The sequence below is a fragment of the Pseudomonas sp. CAM1A genome (assembly GCF_047501685.1).
GTDB lineage: Bacteria > Pseudomonadota > Gammaproteobacteria > Pseudomonadales > Pseudomonadaceae > Aquipseudomonas.
Genome location: NZ_JBFNXP010000006.1, coordinates 129,323 through 149,428 on the forward strand (window position 1 = coordinate 129,323; position 20,106 = coordinate 149,428).

Here is a 20,106-nt window from a genome sequence, read left to right on the forward strand (position 1 = left end):
CCTTCAGGCGAAGCGTTGCAGTTGCATCTCCCGTAGCCGGCTCAGGGTCCGTTGGTACGGGAACGCCAGATACCCTTGAGTGTAGAGCGCTTCCAGCGGCACCTCGGCCTCCAGGTACAACAACACCCGACGGTCGTAGCATTCGTCCACCAGGGCAATGAAGCGCCGCACGCTGTCATCCTTCGGCGCCAGCATTGGCAACTGGCGATCACCGGCCTCGACGCGGGCGGCCCCGTCCTCGGTACCGCGGGCAATGCGCCCGGCCTGCTGGACGCCACCCAGCGCCGGAATGCCGCTGACCAGAATCGCCGCAAAGCCGTCGCACAAGGCCATGAAGTCCATGGCGGCCAGGGGCTGCTCGCACAAGTCGCCGAAGCGGCACCAGATGGCCTGCTTGCTGCGACGAAGCACGCCGATACGCCGGGAGCCAAGCTGCAGCGGCTGATCACTGCCTGGATCGTCCGGGCTCAACTGCTGGAACACCGCCTCGAGCGCGCTCGGCCACCCCGGCTTGCTGACCCAATAGCGTTGCTGTTGCAGGCCGGGATGCAGGCGGTGGTCCTGCTCCCCCGCCACCGCCAGCACGCGCATGTGCCGCTCGATGGCGGCGATGGCCGGCAGGAACCGCTCACGGTTGAAGCCGTCGCGGTACAGTTGGTCAGGCGGCTGGTTGGACGTGGCGACGATCACCACACCGTGATCGAACAACACCTGGAACAGACGGCCGAGGATGATCGCATCGCCAATATCGCTGACGAACAGCTCGTCGAAACACAACACCCGTATCTCTTCGGCCAGCGCTCGGGCCAGGGCCGCGAGCGGGTCGGCGGTGCCATTGAGCTGGAACAGGCGCTGATGCACCCAGGCCATGAAGTGGTGGAAATGCTGGCGCCGGGCCGGCAGTTGCAGGCTGCGATGGAACAGGTCCATCAGCCAGGTCTTGCCCCGACCGACCGGGCCCCAGAGGTACAGGCCTTGCGTCGGCTTACCCTGATGCAGGGCATCGAAGCAGGCCTGCAAGGCAGCCACAGCCACTGCCTGGGCCGGGTCCGGGAAGAAGCCACGCTCGGCGAGCGCCTTGTGATAGAGGGATTCGGGAGTCATGCCGCGCATGGTACGCCATCGCGAGGCAAACCCGCGCCCCCGACCTTGCTCCAGGCGAGGGACAATCAGCCCTCTGTCAGCCCCACCTTCAGCAAGGCGCCATCCTTGGCATCGGTCAGCACGTACAGATAGCCATCCGGCCCAACCCGCACGTCGCGAATCCTGGCCTTCAGATCACCCAACAGCCGTTCTTCATGCACGACCTTGTCGCCATCGAGCTTCAGCCGGATCAACTCCTGTGTCGCCAGCGCGCCGATGAACAGGTTGTGGTCCCAGGCCTTGAACGTGGGGCTGTCGTAGAACGCCATACCGCTGATACCCGGCGACTTTTCCCACACATGGTGCGGGTCGACCATGCCGTCGACGTGCTTGCCCTTGGCCTCTGGGATCGGCAGCAACGAGTAGTTGATGCCGTGGGTGGCGATCGGCCAGCCATAGTTCTTGCCCGCCTTGGGGATGTTGATCTCATCGCCGCCACGCGGGCCGTGCTCGTGGGTCCACAGCTTGCCGGTCCAGGGATTCAGCGCCGCACCCTGCTGGTTGCGGTGGCCGAACGACCAGATCTCCGGGCGCACGTTGTCGCGGCCGACGAAGGGGTTGTCCTTGGGTACCTCGCCGTCGGGCAGAATGCGCACGATCTTGCCCTGCAGCTTGTCCAGGTCCTGCGACGTGGCACGCTGGTTGTTCTCGCCCAGGGCGATGAACAGGTAGCCGTCACGGTCGAACACCAGCCGCGAGCCGAAGTGGTTGCCTTCGGACAACTTGGGCTGCTGGCGGAAGATCACCGTGAAGTTCTCCAGGCGCGACTGGTCCTGGGTCAGCTGGCCACGGCCGACGGCGGTACCGGCCTTGCCATCGCTGCCCTCCTCGGCATAGGACAGGTACACGGTTCGATCCTTGGCGAACTCAGGCGAGAGCACCACATCGAGCAGGCCGCCCTGCCCCTCGGCCCAGACCTTGGGCACGCCGGAGAGCGGCGGCCCGACCTTGCCCTCGGCGTTGACGATACGCAGGTTGCCGGGGCGTTCGGTGACCAGCATGTCCTTGCCGCCGGGAAGGAACGCCAACGCCCAGGGATTACGCAGGCCGTCGGCAACAGTGCTGACGGTCAGCCGGCCCTCTTCGCTGGGGTACTGCTGCTCGGCGGCGGCCTGCGCCAGCAACGGCAGCAGGCTGGCGGCGGCCAGGGTGGTCAACCAGGTGCGTGGGGTCATGCTCGCTTCCTTTGCAAGGGCTCACGGCACGCGCGGTGAATCGCGTGGCGGCCGGGTGGGTTCCAGGTTCGGGGTCTGCTGCTCGCGGCGCAGGTTTTCGCCGTTGCCGATACCACGGTTGTCGAGGGTGGGCGGACGCGGATTGGGTTGCGTGGACGGGCCGCGCACGGGCGGTGTTGCCGGCACGCTGCCCTGCCGACTGTTGGGGTTGGCGCGCATGATCGGGCTGTTGTAGGGGTTGTTGCTGTCGTTGGCGGCAATCAGTGGCGGCGCCAAGGGCGCGGCCTGGAGTGGCAACGCCAGCAGCAGGCCGAGGCCCAGGATTGGCAGTGTGGGATTCATGCTTCACCTCCGGTACGAAAAGGCGCGCTCGAAGGTTGGATAGCCTACGGCGCGCAGGGTTCGACGCAAAAGGATGAATTTGGGTCCTGATGTTTCAGTATGCGCCCCTGGCGTTACCCGGCGCTATCCACCTTGTGCCGCGCCGCATACAGGCACAGCATCTCCATCGCCAGGGTCGCGCCGGCCAGCGCGGTGATATCGGCATGGTCATAGGCCGGCGCCACCTCGACCAGGTCCATGCCCACCAGGTTGATCCCGCGCAACCCGCCGAGTATCTCCAGCGCCTGCACCGTGCTCAGGCCGCCGCATACCGGCGTGCCGGTGCCGGGTGCGAAGGCCGGGTCCAGGCAGTCGATATCGAAGGTCAGGTACACCGGCCGGTCGCCTACCCGCTGGCGGATCGCCGCGACAATCGCCTCGGTGCCCTGGCGATGCACCTGGCGGGCGTCGAGAATGGCGAAGCCCTGGCTGTCGTCGTTGGTGGTGCGCAGGCCGATCTGCACCGAGCGCGCCGGGTCCACCAGCCCCTCCCGCGCCGCATGCCAGAACATCGTGCCATGGTCGATGCGCTTGCCCTCCTCGTCCGGCCAGGTGTCGCTATGCGCGTCGAAGTGAACGAGTGCCAGCGGCCCATGGCGACGGGCATGGGCCTTGAGCAGCGGATAGCTGATGAAGTGGTCGCCACCGAGGGTGAGCATGGCGCAGCCGGCCTCGAGAATGTGCTCGGCGTGGGCCTCGATGCTTTGCGGCACCGAGGCCGGTGTGCCACTGTCGAACGCGCAATCACCGTAGTCGATCACCGCCAGGTGGTCGAACGGATCAAACGCCCAGGGCCAGTGCCGGGCCCAGGCCTGTTGCACCGAAGCGGCGCGGATCGCCCGCGGACCGAAGCGCGCGCCGGGGCGATTGCTGGTGGCGGTGTCGAACGGCACGCCGCTGACCACCACGTCGACACCGCGCAGGTCGCGACTGTAGCGGCGCCGGGAAAAACTGGTGATACCGGCGTAGGTGCTCTCGGCGGCGGTGCCGTAGAGGCTGTCACGGGTCATGGCCTGGTCGTTGTCCTGGGCGAGTTCCACGGTCTGTCTCCTGTCGTTGTTGTTCACTGGCGGCTGCGGAAGGTGGTCCACAGGCGGTTGCGCTGGCGCAGGTCGGCCAGCGCCATGCTGCGGTCGGCGAACAGGCGCTGGCGCACCTCGGCCGACGGATAGATGTCCGGGTCGTTGCGGATCGCCGCGTCCACCAGCGGGGTAGCGGCCTGGTTGGCGTTGGCGAAGAACAGCGTGTTGGTCAATGCCGCCACCGAGTCGGGGCGCAGCATGAAAGCGATGAAAGCGCGGGCCGCCTCGGGATGCGGTGCGTCCTTGGGGATCACCAGGTTGTCCTGCCACACCAGCGTGCCCTCGCGGGGGATGCGGTAGATCAGCTCGAACGGCTTGCCGGCACGACGGGCCTGGTCGGCGGCCATGGCCGCGTCACCGTTGTAGGTCAGCGCCAGGCACACGCTGCCGTTGGCCAGGTCGTTGATCTGGCGGCCGTTGGCCACATAGCTGATCGACGGCTGCAACTGCTGCAACAGCGCCTGGGCGGCGTCCAGGTCGGCCTTGCTCTGGCTGTACGGGTCCTTGCCCAGGTAGTTGAGGGTCAGGCCGATCACTTCCTGGGGCGAGTCCGGCATGGCGATGCCGCAGTCTTTCAAGCGGCTGGCGTACTCAGGCTTGAACAGCAGGTCGAGGCTGTCCAGCGGCACGTCGCCCAGGCGCTGGCGCACGGCCTCGACATTCACCCCCAGGCCCAGCGTGCCCCAGGTGTATGGCACGGCGTGGCGATTGCCGGGGTCGGCCTCGGCCAGCTTGGCCAACAGGTCCGGGTCGAGGTTGGCGTAGCCAGGCATCGCCTGCGCCTCGAGCGGCTGCAGGGCACCGGCCTTGAGGGCCCGGGCCAGCACCGTGGCCGACGGCACCACCACGTCGTAGCCGCTGCCACCGGTGAGCAGCTTGGTCTCCAGCACCTCGGTGGTGTCGAAGGTGTCGTAGCGGACCTTGTAGCCGGTCTCCTTCTCGAAACGTTCCAGGGTCTGCGGGGCGACATAGTCGGCCCAGCTGTACAGGTTGACGACCTTCTCTTCGGCCTGCAGCGGCAGGGCGATCAGCAATGAAAGCAGGCACAACGTCGAACGCATGGCGGACACCTCGGCATAGGGGTGGATGCCGCCAGCATGCCTGCCGGGTTACATTGCAAAAATGGCAACTTTGCTAAGCTGACATTCACCAGGAGCAATGTGATGCTCGGACAATTGCACGACCCGGACCTGCACCTGCTGCGGCTGTTCGTCACTGTAGTCGAGGCCGGCGGCTTCAGCGCCGCCCAGGGAGTGCTCGGGCTCAGCCAGCCCAGCATCAGCCAGCAGATGGCGAAACTGGAGACCCGCCTGGGTTATCGCCTGTGCAGCCGGGGCAAGGGCGGCTTCCGGCTGACCGAGAAAGGCGAGTTGCTGTTGCAGGCCACCCGCGGCCTGCTGCTGCAGATCGAGCAGTTCCGCCAGCAGGCCAACGGTGTTGCCGGGCGCTTGCTGGGCAGCGTGCGCATCGGCCTGGCCGAGAACCAGGACCGGGACGTCAGCCTGCGCCTGGCCCAGGCCATCGCGCGGTTTCGCCAGCGTGACGAGAGCGTGCGCCTGGAACTGACCAGCGCGCCACCGGCCGAACTCGAACGCTTGCTGCTGGAGCAGCGCCTGGACTGCGCCATCAGCTACTTCTCCGGCAACCAGGCGGCGTTCGACTACCTGCCGCTGTTCGAGGAGCGCCAGAGGCTTTACTGCGGCCAGGGGCACGTGTTGTTCAGCCAGGCCCAGGTAACCCGCGAGCAGTTGCTCGAGGCCGACCAGGTGAGCCACCCCTATCGTTTTCTCAAACAGGGCGAGCCCTTCCAGAGCCGCCACAGCATGGCGGTGGCAGAGCAGATCGACAGCGCGCTGACATTTATCCTGTCAGGGCGACATATCGGCTTTCTGCCGTGTCACTGCGCCGCGCCCTGGGAAGCCCAGGGCCTGTTGCGGGCGCTGGATACCGCGCTGGATTTCGTGGTGCCGTTCACCCTGGCCAGGCATCGCGGGCAAACACCCGGTGAGGCGCAGCAAGCCTTCATGGAAGACCTGCGCATGACATTCGGCTCGCGTTAGGGTCTGTACGAAATGTGTCTGCGCGAAGGCCAGACAAGGCGAAACGGGGGGAGGAAGCGGAGTGTACTGGAGTACATGAGCATTCCGAGCCCCGTTTCAACGCAGTATGGGCGAGTGCAGATACATTTCGGACAGAGCCTAGGCCCGGAACGTCGGCAGGACCGGCTTTCATCGCCGCCACGCATTTGCGACACTGCCGACTCGCCCGTGCCACAAGGCCAGATCCCCATGTATGCCCGCGTCTGCCTGATCCTGCTGCTGACCCTTGGCCTGAACGCCTGCGCCCTGTTCCAGGGCCGCGACCCGCTGAACATCAGCGTGATCGGTATCGATCCGTTGCCTGGCCAGGATCTGGAACTGCGCATGGCGGTGAAGATTCGCGTACAGAATCCCAATGAAACCCCGGTGGACTTCAACGGCGTCGCCCTCAACCTGGAGGTCAACGACCAACCCCTGGCGGCCGGGGTGAGCGACCAGCGCGGGCATATCGGCCGCTACGACGAGGCGGTGCTGGTGGTGCCGGTGAGCGTCACTGCCTTCGCCTTCCTGCGCCAGGCCTATGGCCTGAGCCGGGTGGACTCGCTGCAGGGCCTGCCCTATGTATTGCGCGGCAAGCTGGCGGGAGGGCCGCTCGGTACCGTGCGCTTTACCGACAAAGGCACGCTTGACCTGCCAACGGCCGCAGGCCCCGCCCGGTAATCAGCTTTACCGGCAGACTGGCAGATCACTCGCCTGCGCTGGATAAACCGACGAAACGTACTCCGGGCCGCGGAGTCTCGTCCACGCTGAGCTCGAACACATCCGGCCGCGCATAGTGGCCGACCACGTCGAAGTCGTAGCGCGCACGCACCAGTTCATCGGTATCGACCTCGGCGCAGAGCAGGCCACGCTCGCCCACCAGCGGCCCGGCCAGCACCTCGCCGAGCGGGCCGACGATCACGCTGCCGCCGTTGATCAATGGTCGCTCGGCCGGCCAGTTGGCCACCTCCAGGCCCAGTGCGGCGGGCGAATCCTGCACCTGGCAGGCGCTGATGACAAAGCAGCGCCCCTCGGCGGCGATATGGCGCATGCTCACCTGCCACAGCTCGCGCTCGTCCACTGTCGGCGCGCACCACAACTGCACTCCTTTGGCGTACATCGCGGTGCGCAGCAGCGGCATATAGTTCTCCCAGCACACCGCCGCGCCGATGCGCCCGGCACGGCTTTCGATTACCGGCAGCGTGGAGCCGTCGCCCTTGCCCCAGATCAGCCGCTCGGTGCCGGTGGGCATCAGTTTGCGGTGCTTGGCCACCATGCCGGCATGCGGCTCGAAGAACAGCACCGTGCAATACAGGGTATTGCCGCTGCGCTCGATCACGCCAATCACCAGGCTCGCCCCGGTACGTACCGACAAGCCGGCCAAGGCGTCGGTCTCGGGCCCCGGTACATCAATGGCGTTGGCGAAATAGCGGGCGAAGGCTTCACGCCCCTCTGGCAGGCGATAGCCGAGCTGGGTGCCGAACCCTTCGCCTTTCGGATAGCCACCGAGCAAGGCCTCGGGCATCACCACCAGGTTGGCACCGGCGTCGCGGATGGCCTGCTCGTAGTCGAGGATCTGCGCCAGGGTGGCGGCCTTGCCGCCAGGCAGCGAACCGATCTGCAGGGCGGCGACGATGGACTTGGGCATCGAGGGAACTCCAGTCAGGAAGGTCTGTTGGATTCTCCAGCGCAGGCGTTCGGGGTGTTCGTCTGGCTCAGCGGTTGGCGCTGGCAGCGGCCATCATCTTGTTCACTTGGCTGCGTACCAGCTGGTTGAATTCCGGCGGCGACATGCCGTCGAGTTCAGCACGCACCCACTCGGCCCACTTGCCCTTGCGCCGCGGCTTCTCGGCGATCAGACGCGCCGCCTCGCCCTTGGCCTTGCCCAGGTTGTTCTGCCAGTAGTCGAACAAGCGGGCCTTTTCTGCCTCGATCTGCGCCCGTTCCTGGAAGCTCATGTTGGCCAGATTGAAACTCATCGGGTATTACCTGCCGCTGGAAAATGGGCGCTATCTTACACTGCGTCGACGCGCCACCGGTACGCCGCTGCAACTTTCCCGGCAGCGTGGCATCCATTGTTCAACGCCCAACCCTTCACGAGGATGTGTACATGGCCAGGAAAACCGCTGCGCAAGGCAACAACGACCAGATCAAGGATCAGGTGTTCAGCGAACTGCAGGCATTGATCGAGGAATCCGAGAAGTTGCTCAGCGACAGCGCGTCGCTGGTCGGCGAGGAAGCCGAAGGCATGCGCGCGCAGTTGGGGCTCAAGTTGCGCCAGGCGCGCGATGCCACCAGCCGCCTGGGCCAGAAGGCGCAGCCGGTGGTCGAGGCGACCCAGGAGTACATCGGTGGCCACCCTTGGCAGACCGTGGCGGTTTCTGCAGGCTTCGGCCTGGTGGTCGGGCTGCTGCTCGGTCGCCGGCAATAACTCAGGCGGCTTGCGCCTGGGGAATACCGCTGTGGAAGCGCAGTTCCTGGTCGGGCGAGGTGATCAGCCCGACCTCCGCTTCGCGCACCTGCTCCACCACCTGGGCAATGTCCGCTTCGTCGCCATACTGGTGGGCCAGTTTCAAATAGCCTTGATAGTGCCGCGCCTCGCTCTTGAGCAGGCCGTGGTAGAAGGTGCCGAGCTCTTCGTCCAGGTGCGGCACCAGGGCGGCAAAGCGCTCGCAGCTGCGCGCTTCGATGAAAGCCCCGACCACCAGGGTGTCCACCAGTTTCACCGGCTCATGCGCCCGCACCAGCCGCCGCAGGCCCGAGGCATAGCGCCCCGCCGACACCGGCCGTAGCGGCACGCCGCGACGTTTCATCAGGCGCAGCACCTGCTCATGGTGCACCAGCTCCTCGCGGGCCAGACGCGACATCATGTTGATCAGGTCGAGGTGGCTGTTGTACTTGGCGATCAGGCTCAGCGCCGTGCTGGCGGCCTTGAACTCGCAATTCTTGTGATCGATCAGCAGGGTTTCCTGGTCGGCCAGTGCCGCCTCGATCCAGGCGTCAGGGGTACGGCAACCGAGGAAGGCGTCGATTTCAGGAATCAGGGACATGGTACTCACAATCACACAGGACATCGGCAGGACCGGCGATTATACCGGCGAGCGTGTCGAGTACCAGTGACTATGCTTGATACATATCAAGCGGCGGCGTGAGCGGCGCCGTCTATAGTCAGGCATTGGCCGCCATCCTGAAGGGAGCTCACGCCCATGCAAGCCGTACGCAGCATCCTCGTCGTCCTCGACCCCGAGCACGCCCACAGCCGTGCCCTGACTCGGGCCAAACTGATTGCCGGGGTGACCGGTGCGCGCCTGCACCTGCTGATGTGCGACAAGAAGCAGGACCACAGCGCGCTGTTGAGCCTGCTAAGCAGCCAGTTGCATGACGACGGCTATGACAATGTCACCCATGAGCAGAAGTGGAAGGACAGCCTGCACCAGTCGATCATCCATGTGCAGCAAGCGGAAGGCTGTGAACTGGTGATCAAGGAGCACCGCCCGGACAATCCCTTGCGCAAGGCACTGCTGACCCCCAGCGACTGGAAGCTGCTGCGCGAGTGCCCCTGCGCGGTGCTGATGGTCAAGAGCGAACGCCCCTGGACCGGCGGCGTGATCCTTGCTGCGGTGGATGTGGGCAACCAGGACGAGGCCCACCGCCTGTTGCACGCCAGCATCATCGACCACGGCTATGACATCGCCAGCCTGGCCAAAGGCCAACTGCACGTGATCAGCGCCCATCCATCGCCGATGCTGTCGGCTTCCGACCCGGTCTACCAGCTCACGGAAACCATCGAAAAGCGTTATCGCGAAGCGTGCTCGGCGTTCCAGGCGGAGTTCGATATTACCGATGACAGGCTGCATATCGCCGAAGGTCCGGCCGACGTACTGATTCCCTATACCGAGAAAAAACTCGACGCCGTGGTGACCATCGTCGGTACCGTGGCCCGCACCGGCATCTCCGGGGCGCTGATCGGCAACACGGCGGAAGTGGTCCTGGATGCGCTGGAAGGCGATGTGCTGGTGCTCAAGAGCGAAGAGGCCACGGCACACCTGGCTGAGCTGGCGCGTGGCTGAACAACCCAGACATCAGCCCCGCCCCAAACCGGTGCAATGTCTCTAGAATAGGCTGCCTCCCCGTCACAGAAGCAGCACCATGGACATCGATCAGGCCCGCACCTTCCTGGAAATCGTCCGCTGCGGCAGCCTGGTCGCCGCCGCCGAACGCCTGTTCGTGTCGCAGACGGCGATCAGCGCCCGGGTCCAGCGTCTGGAACAGCAGCTCGGCTGCCAGCTGTTCGTGCGCAGCCGCAACGGTGCCAGCCTGACCGCCGATGGCGAGGCGTTCGTCAGCTATGCCAACCAACTGGTGCAGACCTGGGAAGCCGCGCGCCGTGACCTGCCGCTACCCCAGGGCTGCCAGCAGGTACTGCATGTGGGCGCCGAGGTGAGCCTGGGCAACCCGATGCTGCTCGATTGGGTCAGCGCCCTGCATCAGGAACTGCCCAGCCATGCCATCCGCAGCGAGGTCAGCGATGGCGAAGCGCTGCTGCGCAAGGTTGAGATGGGCTTGCTCGACGCCGCGCTGGTCTACCAGCCGACCTATGGCCCCGGCCTGCAGGTCGAACAGCTGATGGAAGAGAAGTTGATCCGTGTGCGCCGGGTCGATGCGCCCGATCCGTACATCTACATCGACTGGGGTGAAGCGTTCCGCCGCCAGCATGATGCCGCCCTGCCCGACCTGTCACGCCCGGCCCTGAGCTTCAACCTCGGGCCCCTGGCCCTGCAGTTCATTCTCGAGCACGGCGGCAGCGGCTATTTCCGCACCCGGGTGGTCCAGGCCTACCTGCAAAGCGGGGTGTTCGAGCGCGTGCCCCAGGCGCCGGAGTTCACCTACCCGACCTTCCTGGTGCATGCCCGCGAACGCGACAGCGAGGCGTTGCAGCAGGCCTTCAGCGTGTTGCGCCGGCTGGTGGCCGCTGGCGAAAGCGACTGGTCACAGCGCTGGGACCCGGTGATCTGAGCCCTGCGCCGCGGCCGTGAGCAGGTGCCGCTTGAGGCCAGCGATCAGGTCGGTCTGGGTGATCACCCCCACCAGTTTTTCGTCGTCGAGCACCGGCAGGCAGTGCAGCCCCTGTTCACTGAGCAACGGCAACAGGCGCTCCAGCGGATGCTGGCTGCCGACACTCACCACCCGGCGGCTCATCACCTGCTCCAGGCGCACCACCTTGCGCCGGAACAGGCCGCGCCAGCTGAAACGCCCACGGGCCATGGCCGGGCCGACCAGGTCGCTGAGGCTGACGATCCCCACCAGGCGCCCCTCTTCCAGTACCGGCAGGGTCTTGAGGTGATGGCCGGACAACAGCTTCCAGGCCTGTTCGAGGGTGGTGCGCGGTGTTGCCCACTGCACGTCGCGGGACATCACCGAACTGGCGGTGATGCCGCCCAGGCTGCGGTGCAGGGCGTGCTGCTCGGTGGCCAGGATGATCCGCTCCAGCTCGTCACGGGTGACATCGACGAACTCGCCGATCTCCTCCAGGGCCTGGTCCAGGTCCCCGGCACTGATGCCGACCCGCTCGCCCGGCAGCGGGTCGTGGGTGTGGTGCAGGTCGCGGCGCGGGGTCGCGCCCTTGGGGTAGCGCACGCCGGTCAGACGGTTGTAGAGCACGGCCACGCCGACCAGGATCAGCGCATTGAGCAATACCGGCTCGAGCAGGTGATCACCCATGGCCACCAGCCCCGGATCGGCCAGCACCGCGCTGGCCGCCACGCCGCCACCGGGCGGGTGCAGGCAGCGCAGCAGGCACATTGCCAGGATGGCGATGCCCAACGCCGCCGCCGCGACCCACAGCCCATCGCCGAAGGCGTGGCGCATGGCCAGCCCCACCGCAGCCGCCAGCGCATAGCTGCCCAGCACGGGCCAGGGTTGGGCCAACGGGCCGGAGTGCACGGCGAACACCAGCACCGCCGAGGCTGCGAGCGGGCCCAGCAGATGCAGGGCGATCGATGGCCCATAGGCCAGGCTGCACAGGTAGCCGGCGAGAAACAGGCCGAGCAGCCCGCCAAGGCCTGCGCGCAACCATTCTCGGGGAGGGATGTTCAGCGGCGCCGGGAGCAGGCGCTGCAAGCGGGATTCGGGACGCGAGGCAGACATCGAGGTGATTGGATCGTGTTCTTCTGATTGTAAAAAGAAAGCCCAGCGCGACCGGCCTGGGCCCTGTGTTGCGCAATGCAGTGGCGCAAGGGGGCTCCGTCCTTGGAGAGATGGAAACCGCAAGGTTTCGTGGCCGGCATTGTGCCGGGCGCGGGTGGCGCTGGGCCAATTCAAAAAACTGCGGCTGTACTGCAATTTTTTTGCAGGTTTGATCTGCTCCCCCAGCAGGAGCGGCTTGATTCAGCGGACCTTGCGGGGCAGCTCGATACTCACCCGCAATCCGCCCAGCGGGCTTTCCAGCAGCGCGATGCGCCCACCCCAGGCCTCGACGATGTCGCGCACGATGCCCAGCCCCAGGCCATGGCCATCGACCTGCTCGTCCAGCCGCGAGCCGCGCTCGAGCACTTGCAGGCGTTGCCCCTCAGGGATGCCCGGGCCATCGTCATCGACCCACAACTGGTAACCCTCGGTGGTTGGCGCGATGCCCAGGCGCACCTCGCTGTCGGCCCATTTGCAGGCGTTGTCCAGCAGATTGCCGAGCAGCTCCAGCAAATCCTCGCGGTCCCAGGGCAGCAACAGGCCTGGAGGCACGTCGCGCTCGAGCAGCAGGCCTTCGCCATGGATCATCCCCAGCGTCGCCAACAGCCCGGGCAGTTCGGCATCGCAGTCGAACTGCGCGCCGGGCAAGGCATCGCCGGCCAGGCGCGCGCGGTTGAGTTCGCGGGCCAGGCGTTGCTGGATCTGCTCCAGTTGTTCGCGCATCTGCGCGCGCACCTCGGGCAGCGCCTGCAGGCGTTCGCTGGCAGCCAGGCTGACAAGTACCGCCAGCGGCGTCTTCAAGGCATGACCGAGGTTGCCCAGGGCATTGCGCGAACGGCGCAGGCTGTCCTCGGTGTGGGCCAGCAGGTGGTTGATCTGGTCCACCAGCGGCTGCAGCTCGCTTGGGACCTCGGCGTCCAGTTGCGAGCGCTGGCCCTGCTGCAACTGGGCGATCTGCTGGCGCGCCCGCTCCAGCGGGCGCAACGAGCGGGTCACGGTGAGGCGTTGCAGCACCAGTACCAATACCAACGCCACCAGGCCCAGGCCCAGGCCGATCTGCTGCATGTGCCGAAAGCCCTCGCGCACCGGCGAATAGTCCTGGGCCACGCTGATGGAGATGTCCTGCCCCAGGCGTCGGTAGTCGCCGCGATAGGCCAGCAACTGCTGGCCCTCGGGGCCCAGTTCGTGGCCATCGTCCAGCCCCGGCTTACCCGGCTTGGGCATGTCCAGGTCCCACAACGAGCGCGAGCGCCAGGTGCCCTGGTCGAAATCGATGCGGAAGTAGTAGCCCGAGAACGGCTGCTGGTAGGCCGCCGACAACCGTCGCTCGTCCAGTTGCAGACCAGACGGGCCGCGCACCAGCGCCACCAGCAGGTTCTCGCTCTCCTTGCGCAGGCCGGCTTCAAGGTAGCGCTGCAGGCCGGCCTCGAACAGCCACAGGGTCAACTGCGCCAGGGCCAACCCCACCACCACCAGCACCGCCACCAGGCCCAGGCTCAGGCGCGCCTGGATCGACTTCACGCGGCGCTCCCGGCGTACACGTAGCCCTGGCCGCGACGGGTCTCGATCACGCTGCGGCCGAGCTTGCGCCGCAGGTGGTTGACGTGGACTTCCAGCACGTTGGAATCGCGTTCGGTTTCGCCGTCATACAGGTGCTCGGCGAGATGGCTCTTGGACAGCACCTGCCCCGGGTGCAGCATGAAATAGCGCAATAGGCGGAACTCGGCGGCGGTGAGCTGGACCTCGACACCCTCACGGCTCACGCACTGGCGCGATTCGTCCAGGTGCAGGCCGGCCGCTTCCAGTTTCGGCTGGTTGGCCAGTCCCTTGGCCCGGCGCAACAGGGCCTGGATGCGCAGTTGCAGCTCCTCGGGGTGGAAAGGCTTGCTCAGGTAATCGTCGGCCCCGGCCTTGAGGCCTTCGATTCGCTCAGCCCAGGAGCCACGGGCGGTGAGGATCAGCACCGGGGTGGCCAGGCCGCTCGCGCGCCATTGCCCCAGCACTTCGAGCCCCGGCAGCCCGGGCAGGCCCAGGTCGAGGATGATCAGGTCGTAGGGTTCGCTCTGGCCCTGGTACACCGCATCGCGGCCATCGGCCAGCCAGTCGACGGCATAACCCTGGCGCTGCAGGGTGGCGGTCAGTTCATCGGCCAGGGGGACATTGTCCTCGACAAGCAGCAGGCGCATTCAGTCGTCTTCCTCGTCTTTGAGCAACTCGCCGGTACGGGCGTCGAGCTTGATCTCGCGTACCACGCCGGCCGGGGTCAGCAGTTCGACCTCGTACTCGTAGCGCTCGTGCTTCTCTTCCAGTTCCGCCTCCAGCAGTCGCGCCCCGGGGTAACGCCCCAGGGCGGACTCAAGCAATTGCTCCAGCGGCAGGATGATGCCCTTTTGCCGAAGCTCCAGGGCTTCATCCTGGTCCAGGTCGCGCGCGGCGGCCAGCGAACAGACGGTCAACAGGGCCAAGGCCAGGTAGCGTGCCGTTCGCGGTAATGCAGGCATCAGTTGTCTCGCTCGTCCTTCAGGACTTCACCGGTCTTGGCGTCCAGGGCCACGTCCCATTCGACGTTCTGGGCATCACGCAGGTCGACCTTGTAGATGTAACGGCCATACTCGTCCTCGAGCTCCGAGTCGGTCACAGTGGCGCCGGGGTGCTTGGCCACGGCGGCAGCCTTCAGTTCGTCCAGCGACTTGATGGTCTTGGCATTCACCAGCTTGACCACTTCGTCGGGCTGCACATCCTTGGCGAAGGCGGCATTGGCACCGAAAGCGAGGGCGGCGGCGGTGAACAGGGCAGTCAAAGTTTTCATGAGGTTCTCTCCAGCGAGATGTGTAATTTGTCTACGGGGTTAAGATTAACCACCGGTCCTTAACTCAACCTGAAAACAGCGCATGATAGCGCAGCTTGCGGCCTTGTCGCGGCCACCTAGGGCGGTGATGGCATCGCGCCTCGCGGTAAAGCCCTATACTGCCCGCCTGCCCTGCCCGAGACCCCGCCATGAGCGCCATCCACATCAAGTACCCCGCTCTGACCTTCAAGGCCGGCCAGCGCGCCCTGCGGCAGATCCGCGAGCGCGGCCTGCAGGCCGCCGATGTCGGTGTGCTGCCGGGCGCCGCCGGTGGCCCCAAGCCGCTGGGGATCCAGGGCCTGGACCTGGCGTTGTTTGGTGAGTGGCTGCCCACCGCGCCACGCCAGCGCGCGCTGATCGGCGCCTCGATCGGCTCCTGGCGTTTCGCCAGTGCCTGCCTCGACGACCCGGTGGCCGGTATCCGCCGCCTTGGCGAGCTGTATACCGAGCAGGATTTCGCCAAAGGCGTGACCCCCAGGGAGATCAGCCAGAGCTGCCAGCGCATGCTCGACGACCTGCTGCAGGGCCGCGATGGGCAGATCCTCGCCAACCCGCACTATCGCCTGAACATCCTGGTGGTGAAGAGCCACGGCCAGCTTGCCCACGACCACCGCGGCCGTCTGGGCGTGGGGCTGGGCTCGGTGATCGCCAGCAACCTGCTGGGCCGCTCACGCCTGGGCCGGCATTTCGAGCGGGTGATCCTGCATGATGAACGTGCCGCGCCACCGCTGGAGGCGCTCACCGACTTCCCCTCGCGCAGCCTGCCGCTGGACCTGGCCAACCTGCGCCACGCCCTGCTCGCCTCAGGTTCGATCCCGATGGTCATGGAAGGCGTACGCGACATCCCCGGCGCGGGTGCCGGCACTTACCGCGACGGTGGCTTGCTCGACTACCATCTGGACCTGCCCTACCGCGGCGACGACCTGGTGCTCTACCCGCACTTCTCCGACAAGGTGGTGCCCGGCTGGTTCGACAAGGCCCTGCCCTGGCGCAAGGGCGATGCCACGCGCCTGCAGAACGTACTGCTGATGACCCCGTCGCCGCAGTACCTGGCCGCCCTGCCCTACGGCAAGCTGCCGGATCGCAACGACTTCAAGCGTTTCATGGGCGATGCGCCGAGCCGCAAGCGTTACTGGTACAAGGCCATCGCCGAAAGCCGGCGCCTGGGCGACGAACTGCTGGAGCTGATCGCCACCGGGCGGTTGCAGGATCGGTTGCAAGCCTTGTAGCGGGCATGCTGGTAGACTGCGCGCATCGTTGATTCACACAGAGTTATGCCAGCGTGGAAATCTTTAAGGAATTTACCTTCGAATCGGCTCACCGCCTGCCCAACGTCCCTGCCGGCCACAAGTGCGGCCGCCTGCATGGCCATTCGTTCAAGGTCGCCCTGCACCTGACCGGCCCGCTCGATCCGCACACCGGCTGGATCCGCGACTTCTCCGAGATCAAGGCGATCTTCAAGCCGATCTACGAGCAGCTGGACCACAACTACCTGAACGATATTCCCGGACTGGAAAACCCCACCAGCGAAGTGATCGCCAAGTGGATCTGGGACCAGGTCAAGCCGCTGCTGCCCGAGCTGTCCAAGGTGCGCATCCATGAGACCTGCACCAGCGGGTGCGAGTACACCGGCGACTGATCGAATGCCCTGTCGCGGATAAATCCGCGACAGAGCCGCAAGACCTCAGCCCTGCTGCCCGCTCTCCAAGGCATCACGCAGAAAGCTCGGGGCGATATAGCGTTGATAATGCGCCTCGGAGAGCAAAAAGAATTCCCGGTCGATGGCATCGCGCAGCTGTGGCAGCTCCCAGTCGCGGAACTCCGGCAGCAGCGCCATCCCGTAGGCCTCCAGGTCGCGAATCATCCGCGCCCCGCGGGCGATCAGCTGGTAGGCCCAGCAATATTCCGACTGCTGTGCCACATAGCGGATCGAACGCTGTTCGAGCTGCTCGCGCAAGCGCGCTTTGTCGAACACTTCCAGCTTGGCCATCATCACCTGCACCAGCAGTTGCTCCAGGCGCAGCCACACGGCGCGCTTCTGCTCGTCGTCGTAGCCGTTCCAGTGGATCACTTCGTGGTGGAAGCGCTTGCAGCCGCGGCAAACCAGGTCTCCGTAGACGGTGGAGCAGAGGCCGACGCAAGGCGTCTTGATGGATTGGTTGGACATGTAAAAACAACGGCTTGGCGGTGGAACACGGCCCCATGTTAGCCCTTTGTCTAACCAGGGTCACCCGTTAAAGTCTTCTTCGCCGCCTTACTTTCGGCTAATTTTTGCCGTAGAATCACTCCGCCTTTTCAAGGCAACCATGTCCGTTGGAAGCTGTTTTCAAAGCGTCACGAGCACAGTTCATCCGGTAGAACGGCGTTGGCCCTGTCCATGCGAGCGCATGGCCACGGCCAACCCCTCATCAGCCTTCCGTTCTACAGGCGTAAAACTTTGAAAACAGCTTCTGTAAGGATTCTCTGCGACCCTGGCTTGCCGGCTCAAAAAGCCGTCTTCAGCGCATGGGTGCAGAAGAATGCTGGATGAGCGTCCCGGACTCCCTTTAGGGACCACTGATGAGGGTAATAACTGTGCTTGAAGCCTACCGCAAACACATCGAAGAGCGTGCCGCTCTGGGTATCGTGCCCCAGCCGCTGAACGCCGAACAAACTGCAGGCCTGGTCGAGCTGCTGAAAAACCCGCCGGCCGGCGAAGAAGCCTTCCTCGTAGACCTGATCACCAACCGCGTTCCGCCTGGGGTGGACGAAGCCGCCTACGTCAAGGCTGCCTTCCTCTCCGCCGTGGCCAAGGGCGAGACCAAGTCCCCGCTGATCGACCGCAAGCACGCCACCGAGCTGCTGGGTACCATGCAGGGCGGCTACAACATCGAAACGCTGGTCGCGCTGCTGGACGACGCCGAACTGGGCGCCGTCGCGGCCGAACAGCTCAAGCATACCCTGCTGATGTTCGATGCCTTCCACGACGTGGCCGAAAAAGCCAAGGCGGGCAATGCCCACGCCAAGGCCGTGCTGGAATCCTGGGCTGCCGGCGAGTGGTTCACCTCGCGCCCGGCGATCGCCGACAAGTACACCCTGACCGTGTTCAAGGTGCCTGGCGAAACCAACACCGACGACCTGTCCCCCGCCCCAGACGCCTGGTCGCGCCCTGATATCCCGCTGCACGCCCTGGCCATGCTGAAGATGGCCCGCGACGGCATCGAGCCTTCGCAGCCAGGTTCGGTCGGCCCGCTGGCCCAGATCGAAGCCGTGAAAGCCAAAGGCTTCCCGGTCGCCTACGTCGGTGACGTGGTCGGTACCGGTTCCTCGCGTAAGTCCGCCACCAACTCGGTGCTGTGGTTCTTCGGCGACGACATCCCGTACGTGCCGAACAAGCGCGCCGGTGGTTTCTGCTTCGGCACCAAGATTGCCCCGATCTTCTACAACACCATGGAAGACGCCGGCGCCCTGCCGATCGAGTTCGACTGCACCAACCTGGCCATGGGCGATGTCATCGACGTCTACCCGTTCAAAGGTGAAGTGCGCCGCCACGACAGCGACGAACTGGTCACCAGCTTCGAACTGAAGACCGAAGTGCTGCTCGATGAAGTCCGTGCTGGTGGCCGTATCCCGCTGATCGTCGGCCGTGGCCTGACCGAGAAGGCCCGTGCCGAACTGGGCCTGGGTGCTTCCGACCTGTTCAAGAAACCCGAGCAGCCCGCCGCTTCGACCAAGGGCTTCACCCTGGCGCAGAAGATGGTCGGCCGTGCCTGCGGCCTGCCGGAAGGCCAGGGCGTGCGCCCGGGCGCCTACTGCGAACCGAAGATGACCACCGTCGGCTCCCAGGACACCACGGGCCCGATGACCCGCGACGAGCTGAAAGACCTGGCTTGCCTGGGCTTCTCCGCCGACCTGGTGATGCAGTCGTTCTGCCACACCGCGGCCTACCCGAAGCCGATCGACGTCACCACCCACCACACCCTGCCAGACTTCATCCGCACCCGTGGCGGCGTGTCGCTGCGCCCAGGCGACGGCATCATCCACAGCTGGCTGAACCGCATGCTGATGCCTGACACCGTCGGCACCGGTGGCGACTCGCACACCCGCTTCCCAATCGGCATCTCGTTCCCGGCCGGCTCGGGCCTGGTGGCCTTCGCTGCCGCCACCGGCGTCATGCCGCTGGACATGCCGGAGTCGATCCTGGTCCGCTTCAAGGGCAAGCTGCAGCCTGGCATCACCCTGCGTGACCTAGTGCATGCCATCCCTTACTACGCCATCCAGAAGGGCCTGCTGACCGTCGAGAAGAAAGGCAAGAAAAACGCCTTCTCCGGCCGCATCCTGGAAATCGAAGGCCTCAACGACCTGACCGTCGAACAAGCCTTCGAGCTGTCCGACGCCTCGGCCGAACGCTCCGCCGCCGGTTGCACCATCAAGCTGCCGGAAAAGGCCATCGCCGAGTACCTGCAGTCCAACATCACCCTGCTGCGCTGGATGATCGGCGAAGGCTACGGCGATGCCCGCACCCTGGAGCGCCGCGCCCAGGCCATGGAAGCCTGGCTGGCCAAGCCTGAGCTGCTGTCGGCCGACGCCGATGCCGAGTACGCCGAAATCATCGAAATCGACCTGGCCGACGTCAAGGAGCCTGTGCTCTGCGCGCCGAACGACCCGGACGATGCCCGCCTGCTGTCCTCGGTACAGGGCGAGAAGATCGACGAAGTGTTCATCGGCTCGTGCATGACCAACATTGGTCACTTCCGCGCTGCCGGCAAGCTGCTGGACAAGGTCAAGGGCGGTATCCCGACCCGTCTGTGGCTGGCCCCGCCAACCAAAATGGATGCTCACCAGCTGACCGAAGAAGGCTACTACGGCATCTACGGCAAGGCTGGCGCGCGCATGGAAATGCCAGGCTGCTCGCTATGCATGGGTAACCAGGCACGTGTGCAGACCGGTTCGACCGTGGTCTCCACCTCGACCCGTAACTTCCCGAACCGTCTGGGCGACGCCACCAACGTGTACCTGGCCTCGGCCGAGTTGGCGGCTGTCGCTTCGATCATCGGCAAGCTGCCGACCGTCGAGGAGTACATGCAGTACGCCAAGGACATCGACAGCATGGCTGCCGACGTCTACCGCTACCTGAGCTTCGACCAGATCGCCGAGTTCCGCGAAGCCGCGGCCAACGCCAAGATCCCGGTGGTTCAGGCGTAAGCTGAGCAGTACGTTGTAGAAGAAAGCCC

General features: G+C 65.5%; 22 protein-coding genes. 8 read left to right on the forward strand and 14 right to left on the reverse strand.

The window, feature by feature from the left end:
• Positions 1-3: 3 nt before the first annotated feature.
• The 5 genes from zapE to ABZO33_RS16150 all read right to left on the reverse strand — a co-directional run bounded on the left by zapE (position 4) and on the right by ABZO33_RS16150 (position 4,842).
• The gene (gene zapE / locus ABZO33_RS16130; protein ID WP_414536854.1) at positions 4-1,104 is read right to left on the reverse strand and encodes a cell division protein ZapE; all 1,101 of its coding nucleotides are present in this window, start codon (positions 1,102-1,104) and stop codon (positions 4-6) included.
• A 65-nt stretch (positions 1,105-1,169) separates the two neighbouring features.
• The gene (locus ABZO33_RS16135) at positions 1,170-2,318 is read right to left on the reverse strand and encodes a PQQ-dependent sugar dehydrogenase (RefSeq protein WP_401109350.1); all 1,149 of its coding nucleotides are present in this window, start codon (positions 2,316-2,318) and stop codon (positions 1,170-1,172) included.
• Between the two features lie 21 nt (positions 2,319-2,339).
• On the reverse strand, positions 2,340-2,660 hold the full coding sequence (locus tag ABZO33_RS16140) for a hypothetical protein (RefSeq protein ID WP_414536855.1): 321 nt from the start codon (positions 2,658-2,660) through the stop codon (positions 2,340-2,342).
• Positions 2,661-2,773: 113 nt separating this feature from the next.
• On the reverse strand, positions 2,774-3,739 hold the full coding sequence (gene speB / locus ABZO33_RS16145) for an agmatinase (RefSeq protein WP_414536856.1): 966 nt from the start codon (positions 3,737-3,739) through the stop codon (positions 2,774-2,776).
• Positions 3,740-3,762: 23 nt separating this feature from the next.
• Entirely contained in the window at positions 3,763-4,842 is a 1,080-nt protein-coding gene (locus ABZO33_RS16150) for an extracellular solute-binding protein (RefSeq protein ID WP_414536857.1), read from the reverse strand.
• Between the two features lie 102 nt (positions 4,843-4,944).
• Here ABZO33_RS16150 and ABZO33_RS16155 point away from each other — a divergent pair, with 102 nt between their 5' ends.
• On the forward strand, positions 4,945-5,841 hold the full coding sequence (locus tag ABZO33_RS16155) for a LysR family transcriptional regulator (RefSeq protein WP_414536858.1): 897 nt from the start codon (positions 4,945-4,947) through the stop codon (positions 5,839-5,841).
• Positions 5,842-6,069: 228 nt separating this feature from the next.
• On the forward strand, positions 6,070-6,540 hold the full coding sequence (locus ABZO33_RS16160) for an LEA type 2 family protein (RefSeq protein WP_414536859.1): 471 nt from the start codon (positions 6,070-6,072) through the stop codon (positions 6,538-6,540).
• Positions 6,541-6,565: 25 nt separating this feature from the next.
• Here ABZO33_RS16160 and ABZO33_RS16165 read toward each other — a convergent pair whose 3' ends face one another.
• The gene (locus tag ABZO33_RS16165) at positions 6,566-7,507 is read right to left on the reverse strand and encodes a carbon-nitrogen hydrolase family protein (RefSeq protein ID WP_414536860.1); all 942 of its coding nucleotides are present in this window, start codon (positions 7,505-7,507) and stop codon (positions 6,566-6,568) included.
• Positions 7,508-7,574: 67 nt separating this feature from the next.
• Positions 7,575-7,838, reverse strand: coding sequence for a hypothetical protein (locus tag ABZO33_RS16170; RefSeq protein ID WP_414536861.1), 264 nt, complete (start codon positions 7,836-7,838; stop codon positions 7,575-7,577).
• 131 nt (positions 7,839-7,969) lie between these two features.
• On the opposite strand from ABZO33_RS16170, the gene ABZO33_RS16175 reads away from it, so the two are divergent.
• Entirely contained in the window at positions 7,970-8,290 is a 321-nt protein-coding gene (locus ABZO33_RS16175) for a DUF883 family protein (RefSeq protein WP_094011308.1), read from the forward strand.
• 1 nt (position 8,291) lies between these two features.
• Here ABZO33_RS16175 and ABZO33_RS16180 read toward each other — a convergent pair whose 3' ends face one another.
• On the reverse strand, positions 8,292-8,909 hold the full coding sequence (locus tag ABZO33_RS16180; protein ID WP_414536862.1) for a tRNA-(ms[2]io[6]A)-hydroxylase: 618 nt from the start codon (positions 8,907-8,909) through the stop codon (positions 8,292-8,294).
• A 156-nt stretch (positions 8,910-9,065) separates the two neighbouring features.
• On the opposite strand from ABZO33_RS16180, the gene ABZO33_RS16185 reads away from it, so the two are divergent.
• Both ABZO33_RS16185 and ABZO33_RS16190 read left to right on the forward strand, forming a co-directional pair.
• On the forward strand, positions 9,066-9,929 hold the full coding sequence (locus ABZO33_RS16185; RefSeq protein WP_414536863.1) for a universal stress protein: 864 nt from the start codon (positions 9,066-9,068) through the stop codon (positions 9,927-9,929).
• Positions 9,930-10,008: 79 nt separating this feature from the next.
• Positions 10,009-10,875, forward strand: a complete 867-nt coding sequence (locus ABZO33_RS16190; protein ID WP_046854993.1) for a LysR family transcriptional regulator — start codon at positions 10,009-10,011, stop codon at positions 10,873-10,875.
• Here the strand turns inward: ABZO33_RS16190 and ABZO33_RS16195 are convergent.
• The 5 genes from ABZO33_RS16195 to ABZO33_RS16215 form a co-directional block, all read right to left on the reverse strand.
• Positions 10,849-12,006, reverse strand: coding sequence for an HPP family protein (locus ABZO33_RS16195; RefSeq protein WP_414536864.1), 1,158 nt, complete (start codon positions 12,004-12,006; stop codon positions 10,849-10,851). The two genes, ABZO33_RS16190 and ABZO33_RS16195, sit on opposite strands and share 27 nt — an antisense overlap.
• Positions 12,007-12,246: 240 nt before the next feature.
• Entirely contained in the window at positions 12,247-13,566 is a 1,320-nt protein-coding gene (locus ABZO33_RS16200; RefSeq protein ID WP_414536865.1) for a sensor histidine kinase, read from the reverse strand.
• Entirely contained in the window at positions 13,563-14,231 is a 669-nt protein-coding gene (locus ABZO33_RS16205; protein ID WP_414536866.1) for a response regulator transcription factor, read from the reverse strand. The genes ABZO33_RS16200 and ABZO33_RS16205 overlap by 4 nt, the downstream gene beginning before the upstream one ends.
• Positions 14,232-14,546 (reverse strand): PepSY domain-containing protein, encoded by a 315-nt coding sequence (locus ABZO33_RS16210; RefSeq protein ID WP_414536867.1) that lies wholly within the window; start codon positions 14,544-14,546, stop codon positions 14,232-14,234.
• Positions 14,546-14,854 (reverse strand): PepSY domain-containing protein, encoded by a 309-nt coding sequence (locus ABZO33_RS16215; protein ID WP_046854989.1) that lies wholly within the window; start codon positions 14,852-14,854, stop codon positions 14,546-14,548. Before ABZO33_RS16215 ends, ABZO33_RS16210 begins: the two co-directional genes overlap by 1 nt.
• Positions 14,855-15,042: 188 nt before the next feature.
• Between ABZO33_RS16215 and ABZO33_RS16220 the strand changes: the two genes are divergently transcribed.
• Both ABZO33_RS16220 and queD read left to right on the forward strand, forming a co-directional pair.
• The gene (locus ABZO33_RS16220) at positions 15,043-16,122 is read left to right on the forward strand and encodes a patatin-like phospholipase family protein (protein WP_414536868.1); all 1,080 of its coding nucleotides are present in this window, start codon (positions 15,043-15,045) and stop codon (positions 16,120-16,122) included.
• A gap of 53 nt (positions 16,123-16,175) precedes the next feature.
• On the forward strand, positions 16,176-16,532 hold the full coding sequence (queD, locus tag ABZO33_RS16225) for a 6-carboxytetrahydropterin synthase QueD (protein ID WP_023630589.1): 357 nt from the start codon (positions 16,176-16,178) through the stop codon (positions 16,530-16,532).
• A gap of 45 nt (positions 16,533-16,577) precedes the next feature.
• Here the strand turns inward: queD and ABZO33_RS16230 are convergent, their stop codons facing one another.
• A complete protein-coding gene (locus tag ABZO33_RS16230; protein ID WP_110700908.1) occupies positions 16,578-17,060 on the reverse strand; it encodes a DUF1289 domain-containing protein in 483 nt (160 codons plus the stop codon).
• A 407-nt stretch (positions 17,061-17,467) separates the two neighbouring features.
• Here ABZO33_RS16230 and acnB point away from each other — a divergent pair, with 407 nt between their 5' ends.
• Positions 17,468-20,077, forward strand: a complete 2,610-nt coding sequence (acnB, locus tag ABZO33_RS16235; protein ID WP_414536924.1) for a bifunctional aconitate hydratase 2/2-methylisocitrate dehydratase — start codon at positions 17,468-17,470, stop codon at positions 20,075-20,077.
• The last annotated feature ends 29 nt before the right edge of the window (positions 20,078-20,106 follow it).